Annotated in this window: 6 protein-coding genes; 2 read left to right on the forward strand and 4 right to left on the reverse strand. The window is 64.5% G+C overall.

Going from position 1 to position 8,227, the window contains the following annotated elements; all coding sequences use genetic code 11:
- The first annotated feature begins 74 nt into the window (after nucleotides 1–74).
- Nucleotides 75–1,517 carry an MFS transporter gene (locus tag ACZI8R_RS16985; protein ID WP_463380818.1) on the forward strand — a complete coding sequence of 481 codons (1,443 nt, stop codon included), beginning with the start codon at nucleotides 75–77 and terminating at the stop codon, nucleotides 1,515–1,517.
- Between the two features lie 68 nt (nucleotides 1,518–1,585).
- On the opposite strand, the gene ACZI8R_RS16990 is transcribed toward ACZI8R_RS16985, so the two are convergent.
- A complete protein-coding gene (locus ACZI8R_RS16990) occupies nucleotides 1,586–2,557 on the reverse strand; it encodes an alpha/beta hydrolase (RefSeq protein WP_463380819.1) in 972 nt (323 codons plus the stop codon).
- 303 nt (nucleotides 2,558–2,860) lie between these two features.
- Here ACZI8R_RS16990 and ACZI8R_RS16995 point away from each other — a divergent pair, with 303 nt between their 5' ends.
- Entirely contained in the window at nucleotides 2,861–3,868 is a 1,008-nt protein-coding gene (locus ACZI8R_RS16995; protein ID WP_463380820.1) for an NAD(P)H-dependent glycerol-3-phosphate dehydrogenase, read from the forward strand.
- A 60-nt stretch (nucleotides 3,869–3,928) separates the two neighbouring features.
- On the opposite strand, the gene ACZI8R_RS17000 is transcribed toward ACZI8R_RS16995, so the two are convergent.
- The 3 genes from ACZI8R_RS17000 to ACZI8R_RS17010 form a co-directional block, all read right to left on the reverse strand.
- Complete coding sequence (locus tag ACZI8R_RS17000; RefSeq protein WP_463380835.1) at nucleotides 3,929–4,624, reverse strand: M50 family metallopeptidase; 696 nt, start codon at nucleotides 4,622–4,624, stop codon at nucleotides 3,929–3,931.
- Between the two features lie 81 nt (nucleotides 4,625–4,705).
- Nucleotides 4,706–6,661, reverse strand: coding sequence for an aconitate hydratase (locus ACZI8R_RS17005; RefSeq protein WP_463380836.1), 1,956 nt, complete (start codon nucleotides 6,659–6,661; stop codon nucleotides 4,706–4,708).
- 152 nt (nucleotides 6,662–6,813) lie between these two features.
- Nucleotides 6,814–8,001 (reverse strand): AAA family ATPase, encoded by a 1,188-nt coding sequence (locus ACZI8R_RS17010; protein WP_463380821.1) that lies wholly within the window; start codon nucleotides 7,999–8,001, stop codon nucleotides 6,814–6,816.
- Between the last annotated feature and the right edge of the window lie 226 nt (nucleotides 8,002–8,227).

Consider the following 8,227-nt stretch of genomic DNA (forward strand, 5'->3'; position numbering starts at 1 on the left):
TACATGCAAGCGAATTAAATGCAAACGGAATTAGTGCTTGCGCATTGATTGCACATGCACTTACATTCATCCTTGTGACTATCAGTGAGAGCGCACCGAAGCTCGCCACCACACCGGAACTCACCCCACCCACCGTTCAGGTCTGGACGCCCCGACTCTGGGGTCTCCTTGCCGTGCTCTGCCTCGTGATGTTTCTCGACGGACTCGACGTCTCGATGGTGGGCGTAGCGCTCCCCTCGATCGGTTCCGAACTCGGCCTGTCCACCACCTCGCTGCAATGGATCATCAACGGCTACGTCCTCGGCTTCGGCGGACTGCTTCTGCTCGGTGGACGCACCGCCGACCTACTCGGCCGCAGACGTGTCTTCCTCATCGCCCTCAGCGTGTTCGCGCTCGCCTCGCTGGTCGGAGGGTTGGTCGACAACAGCACTCTGCTCATTGCCAGCCGTTTCGTGAAGGGCCTCGCGGCCGCCTTCACCGCGCCCACTGCAATGTCCATCCTGACCACGACCTTCCGGGAAGGACCGGCGCGCAACCGAGCGCTGTCCATCTTCTCGGTGTTCGGGGCCAGCGGGTACTCGTCCGGTCTGATTCTGGGCGGACTGCTCACAAGCGCAGGATGGCGCTGGACGTTCCTGATGCCGGTGCCCTTCGCGGTGCTCGCACTGATCGCCGGCGTCTTCTTGATCCCGCGCGACCGCCCGGCAGATTCCGGCGGACACGATCTCGTCGGCGGCGTCACTCTCGTCGGCGGAATGATGCTGACGGTCTACACGGTGGTGTCTGCACCGGCTCGCGGGTGGACCGACCCGGTCACTCTCGTATCGTTCGCGGTGGCAGCCGCCCTGCTCGTCGCTTTCTTCTTCACCGAACAACGGATCGCGCACCCACTCGTCCGTCTCGGCCTGCTCCGCGTCGGCTCGATCGTGCGCGCCAATCTCAGCATCGTCGCCCTGTTCGGCAGCTACCTGAGCTTCCAGTTCATGATGACGATTTTCCTGCAGTCCGTACTCGGCTGGTCACCGCTGAAGATGGCGATGGCACTGTTGCCCGCCGGACTGATCGTTGCGATCGGGTCCCCGTTCGTCGGACGTCTCATCGACCGCTTCGGCACCTCTCGAATCATCATCGCGGCCCTCACCTCGCTGAGCATCGGCTACCTGTGGTTCCTGTTCGTCGGCAGCGACACACCCTCGTACACGACGGCGATCCTGCCGAGCGTGATCCTGCTCGGCGTGGGATTTGCACTCGGGTTCACGTCGATCATGGCCCAGGCGACAGCCGGCGTCGACGACTCGGAACAGGGTCTCGCCTCCGGACTGGTGCAGACGTCGGCGCAGGTCGGCGCCGCACTGGTGCTGGCATTGACCACGGCGCTCGTCACGGCGGGCTCGCATTCCGCGGAAGGAGCGATCACGACCGGGTTCCACCAGTTCCATTCCGGACTCGCCCTGGTCACCGGTGTGGCCTTGGTGGGCTTGGCCATCACAGCGTCTCCGTTGGTCCGCAGGCCCTGAGGTCTACGTTTCACAGAACGGTGCCCCGCACGCGAGATGCGTGCGGGGCACCGTTCTGTGTCTCGTGTTCAGGCCGAACGACGCATCTGGGTATCGAGGGAACGCTCCGCGAAGTCGATCGCCGCTCGGATGATCTCGCGACTCTCCCGCAGCGACTTTCCGATCACGGGGAAGGCATGGATCTGACCGCTCCAGATGTGCGTTTCGATCGGCTGACCCACCCTGTCGAAATTCTCCGTGGTGATCTCGACATCCGGGCGCATGATCTCGTACTCGGCGGCGGAGAGGAACACGGGCGGGAAAAGTTTCGGGTCCGCACGAACCGGCGACTGCGCTCCGACGATCGACTCGGCGCCTTCCAGCCAGCGATCCTTCAGCTTGGCTACCTGCGACATCGGGAGATACGCGTCGAGCTTCATGAAATCGGGGTCGTGGTCTTCCATGTCGAGGTTGAGCAGCGGCGAGAAGCCGATCACCGCAGCAGGCGGCGTCATTCCGGTCAGCGCCGTGATCTCCGCGATCTTCATCGCAAGGTAGCCACCGGCCGAATCCCCCGCGACGATGATCTTCTCGGGGTTCTCACACGTCTCGAGCAACTCCTTGTATGCCGCCATCGCATCCGACAGCGAGACCCCGATCGGCCCCTCTGGCAGCTGCCGGTACTCGACGGAGACGACCGGAACACCCGCCTGAGCTGCCAACAGTCCACACATCGGCCGGTGCGTCGCCAAGCCGCAGAACACGAATCCGCCGCCGTGGAGGTAGAGCACCGTCGCCCCCGCGAGGGAGCCGCTCGCCACGTGTGGATGCGTGATCCGCTCACTCGGCACGCCACCCAGCGTGAATTTGTCGACGTCCAGGCCCTTGGGGACTGGGAGTCGACCGACGATCCGGTCGAGCCACGCCAGCAGTTCGATGCCCTTCGTCGTCACCGGCCACACCGTGAACAGCGGTTTCACGAACAGGCGTACGAACCGAAAGATCGCCCGCGCCCGAAAGCTGACGTTCCAGTGCCACACCACCGAATCATGGGAACGCATCGTGCAACTTCCTCCACTCGTCTTGGGCGAGAGACTCGCCACCGGAGACCTGCCTGTTGGACACTATGACATCGGGTGTTGTCGGTACAGGAGGCCAGCCCACCTCCACACCTACGAAGGAGGCGTCGTCGTGTTCGTAGATCCCGGACTTCCCGATTGGCTCGAGTACGTTCTCGGCCTGCTCGGGTATCGCTGGTGATCCCTGCGGTCTCGCGTGTCCGTTTCGGCCCCGCACCGGGGCAATCAGTGCCAGAGTCGGAGCATGACTTCGCGACAGGATCACAGCAACAGAGGTGATCGGTAATGTCCCGCCCGGTGCGGGTCGTGGTACTCGGCGCGGGTTCCTGGGGAACCACCGTCGCCGGCCTCGCAGCTCGGAACACTCCGACCCTCTTGTGGGCGCGTACCTCGGAGACCAGGGACGAGATCAATACCCAGCACCGCAACTCGAGGTATCTGGGCGACCGGGCCTTGCCTGAATCCATGCGCGCCACTTCCGATTTGGTCGAAGCGGCACGCGAAGCCGACGTACTCGTCGTGGGGGTGCCGTCCGACGCCGTACGGGCCACGTTGGGTGAGATCAGCAACGAGGTGCGGGCATGGGTACCCGTCCTCTCGTTGTCGAAGGGCCTCGAGCCCGGAACCCGGGCCCGACCGACCGAGGTCATCGCGGAATGCCTGCCCGGGCACCCGGTCGGGTTGCTGGCGGGACCCAACATCGCACGGGAGATCGCGGACGGGCTCGCGGCGGCCTCTGTGGTCGCAACGCAGGACGACCGGGTGGCCGCCGCTCTACAACCGCTGTTCGCCTCCCCCGTGTTCCGGGTCTATCGCAATACCGATGTACTCGGCTGCGAACTGGGCGGGATTCTCAAGAACATCGTGGCCATCGCCTCGGGCATGGCGGACGGCCTCGGCGTCGGCGACAACACGCGCGCGATGGTGTTGGCGCGCGGTCTGGCCGAGATGACGCGACTCGGTGAAGCGATGGGCGCGAATCCGCGCACCTTCGCCGGCCTCACCGGGATGGGCGATCTGATCGCGACGTGCACCAGCCCCAGCTCGCGTAACCGGCGCGTCGGCGAGGCACTCGCACGTGGACTTTCCGTCGACCAGGCAGTCGCCGAACTCGGGCAGGTCGCCGAGGGGGTGAAGACCGCGCCGACGGTGATGGAGTTGGCGCGTGATCACAACGTGGACATGCCGATCGCAGCCGAGGTCGAAGCAGTGGTCGCGGGCAGGCAGACCGCAGAGGGCGCGTACCGCGGCCTCCGGAAAGTGACTGCCGGCGGCGAAGACGAGGTGGCGTGACCGGCGAGAATGCGGTCGACAGGTAAATCTACGAGATTCTAGCTTCCACACTAGAAACGATTAGAAATGCCTGACGAGTGCCGGTTCGATGATCCACCAGCCGCCGAGCACGAGGCAGGTCACCGTCAGCGCGAACGACAGCGCGACCCAGAACAGCGCCGGAACCCGGGTCAACCGGGCGAGCTGATCGGCGTCCGAATCAGGCGCCCGTCGCGCCCATCTCGCTCGCTGCAACTCGATCACCGGCCGCGGTGCCGCGATCAACATGAACAGGGTGACGAAGTACGCCGCGAACACCTGCTGCTCCTGCGTGCCGAACCAGACGAGAACGAACAGGAGCGCACCGACTGCGGTCAACGACAGCAGGCCGTAAAGATTCCGCACGAACAGCAGCATCAAGGCGATCGAGACGACACCGATCCACAGCACCGCCACCGCGTGACCCGTTCCCAGAACCCAGGCGGCGCCGAGCCCGAGAACCGCTGGGCCGACGTAGCCGGCGAAGGTCATCAGCACCACGCCGAGCCCCGTCGGCTTTCCCGACGACACCGCGACACCCGAGGTGTCCGAATGCAGACGCACGCTCTGCAACCGGCGGCCCACGAAAAACGCGACCAGCAGGTGCGCGCCCTCGTGGACGATGGTCACGACATTGCGAGCCACCCGCCACACGTGCGGCTCGAGCACCACGACGAGAGCGGCCAGCGCCGCGATCCACACCGTCGCAGCGCTGGGCGCCGGACTGATCGCGCTCATGCGCTCCCACGTCGACGCGATTTCGTCTGCTGCCACGCTCGTCTCGTTCATCCGCGCCGAGTGTACGGCGCGGACGCGGTGTCACTGCCGCTGCGCCAGCTTCGGTATCAGCCCGCCCGCCAGAACGTCGTCCACCTGACGCGAAGACAATCTGTGCACCACCGGGATTTCGACACCGCGCGTCGAATCCACGAGCGTGAGGCGAGTGCCGGACCGAATCCCCTCCCGAACCCCGTCGAGAAGCAATGTGTCGCCTTGCTCCACCCGATCGAAGTCGTCCGGATTCTCGAATTCGAGAGCGAGTACCCCGAAGTTCGCCAGATTCTGCCAGTGGATGCGGGCGAACGACTTCGCGATCACGGCACGCAAACCGAGGTAGCGCGGGGTGATCGCGGCGTGTTCACGTGACGAGCCCTGACCGTAGTTGTCGCCTCCGATGATGAAATGTCCTGTGCTGTCGACTGTTTCCTCTGCTCGCGCCGGGTATGTTTCGTCCACCTGCGTGAAGGTGAACTGCGCGAGCTTGGGAATGTTCGAGCGAAACGGCAGTGCACGTGCACCGGCGGGTGAGATCTCGTCGGTGGAGATGTTGTCCCCCACCTTCAGGAGCAGCGGCGCTTCCATTCGATCCGGTAGCTCGGGGAATTCGGGAAGCGACGAAATGTTCGGCCCCTTCACCAATTCCACCGCCCGGGCCTCGTTCTCGGGAAGCGGCGCGACGAGCATCGCCGTATTGACCGCCGCCACCGCGGGGAGATCGAGAGTCGGATAACTCATTCCGACGTCGGCTGCCCAGTCTCGGGGGTCGGTGATCACGCCGGTGAGCGCGGACGCCGCAGCAGTCTCCGGCGAGCACAACCAGACCGAGTCCTCCCTCGTCCCCGAACGGCCGGGGAAGTTACGGGGCATGGTCCGCAACGAGTTTCGCCCGGTCGCCGGAGCCTGACCCATCCCGATACATCCCATACAGCCGGCCTGGTGGATACGGGCCCCTGCCGTGATCAGCTCGAGGGTCGACCCCATCCGGGTCAGATCGGAGAAGATCTCGCGCGAGGTCGGGTTGACGTCGAAGCTCACGTCGGGCACGGTCTGCCGGCCGGCCACCATCGCGGCAGCGATCGCGAAATCGCGGAGCCCGGGATTCGCCGACGATCCGATGACGACCTGACTGATGCTCTCGCCCGCCACCTCGCGCACCGGGACCACGTTCCCCGGCGACGAAGGTTTGGCGACGAGCGGCTCGATCGTCGAAAGATCGATGGTCTCCTGCACGTCGTACACGGCATCCTCGTCAGCCACCAGCTCGACGTAATCGCCACCGCGTCCCTCGAATTCGAGGAACTCACGCACGGCGTCATCGGCCGGGAACACAGACGTCGTCGCGCCCAGCTCGGCCCCCATGTTCGCGATCACGTGGCGATCCATCGCCGTCAACGTCGCGAGTCCCGGGCCGTGATACTCGATGATGCGATCGAGACCGCCCTTGACGCCGTGCCTGCGCAGTAGTTCGAGGATGACATCCTTCGCCGAACACCACTCGGGCAGTTCACCAGTGAGCTCGACGCCCCATATCTGCGGCATCCGAAGGTTGAGCGGTTGACCAGCGATCGCCATGGCCACCTCGAGGCCACCGACTCCGATCGCCAACATGCCAAGCGAACCCGATGCCGGGGTGTGCGAGTCGGATCCCACCATCGTCTTACCCGGAATCCCGAAGCGCTGCATGTGAGTCGGATGCGACACCCCATTACCCGGCTTCGAGAACCACAGCCCGTAACGCTCCGCGGCGGTGCGGAGAAACTCGTGATCCTCCGCATTCTTCTCGTCCGTCTGCAAGAGGTTGTGATCGACGTACTGCACACTCAGCTCGGTTTTGATCCGATCGAGATTCAGCGCTTCCAGCTCTTGCATCACCAGAGTTCCGGTGGCGTCCTGAGTGAGCGTCTGGTCGATTCGGATCGCGATCTCTTCTCCGGGCTCCATTCGCCCGGACAGCAGGTGCGATTCGATGAGCTTGTGGGCAACCGTGTGCGGCATGGCCATCCTCGATTCTGTAAACCCGCCCCTTCCGGGGGCGCCTCACAGCCCGTGTGGGGCCGTACCCCAGCATGCGCCAGGACGGTCCATTACTCAATCTAAAAGACTCTAGAGTCATTCATAGAATGGCTTAGATTGCGCTAGGAGTTCGGTCAGTCGTGCTGACTGCGCAGGTACCGGCCGAAATGCGGAACGGTGAATCCGATCGACCCGCGCTCGGCCGAGTAGATGAGGCCCTTCTTGATGAGCCCGTCACGGGCAGGCGACAACGATGCGGGCTTACGCGCGAGCTCGGTCGCGATCGACGAGGTAGCCACCGGCCCGTCGTCACCCGACAGATCCGCCATGGCCCGCATGTACTCGCGCTCGGCGGGTGTGGCCCGCTCGTAGCGGGAGCCGAAGAAGCCCACCGCCAGCTCCTCTTCCGCGGTCGGCGATCCGACGCGGACGTCCTCCGCGGTGATCGGACTGACCGCCGCCACATCCCACGTGGCCTTGCCGTAAGCCTGCACGAAGTACGGATAGCCGTCTGCGGCCGAATACAACGCGTCGAGCGCCTCGTCCGTGAACTTCACGTCTTCTCGCTCCGCCGGAGCCATCAGGGCCAGGTCGGCAGCCGTACGTTCGAGTCGGTCGATGCGGTGATAGCTGAACAGCCGCTCGGAGTAACTCTTCGACGCGGAAAGAACGGCCGGAAGATGCGGCAGACCGGCACCGACGACGATCAGGGGTGCGGCGTCCTGACTCAGTTCGTGGCAGGCACCGCAGATCGCAGAGACGTCCGCCGGTCCCAGATCCTGCATCTCGTCGATGAAGATGGCGATACCGACGCCGACGTCCCTGGCCAGCGAAGATGCGTCGAGAAGCAACTCGACCAGGTCGATCTCGATGTCACCCGAATCGGCACGCCCCTTCTTCGCGGGGGCGTCGATCCCCGGCTGCCAGCGCTCACGCATGCCCTTGTCCGCCGTGGCCCGCAGCGCGAACGACTTGAGGACACCGAGGAATTCCTCGACTCGCTCGGGGTCGCGGTGCGAAGGAGCGATCTCGCGCACCGCCATGTGCAGGGCGGACGACAGCGGACGGCGTAGATCCTGGTCGGGACGAGCCTCGATCTTGCCCGCACCCCAGTTGCGGGAAATGGCTGCCGACCTCAGCTGATTGAGCAGAACCGTCTTGCCGACACCGCGCAGGCCCGTCAGCATCACGCTGCGTTCGGGACGGCCGCGCGCGATGCGTTCGAGCACGACGTCGAAGGCATCGATCTGCTTGGTCCGGCCGGCCAACTCGGGCGGGCGCTGACCGGCACCGGGGGCATACGGGTTGCGGACGGGATCCATGCGCTCGAAGGTAACAAGGAGAATCGGGATATATGCGGTGATCTAGTGCGTGTCCTAGACATCACTATCTATTGCAACAGAACCCGATACAGCGTCTCTTGTAGGTTCCACGATTCCGTGTCGGTTTCCAGATTTCGTGTCGGTGCCGTGTCGGTTTCCGGATTTCGTGTCGGTTGGGACGACACTTGAGCCATGGCGTGGACCGATGAGGTCGAAGTCAGATATG

This window comes from Rhodococcus huquni, from assembly GCF_055231055.1.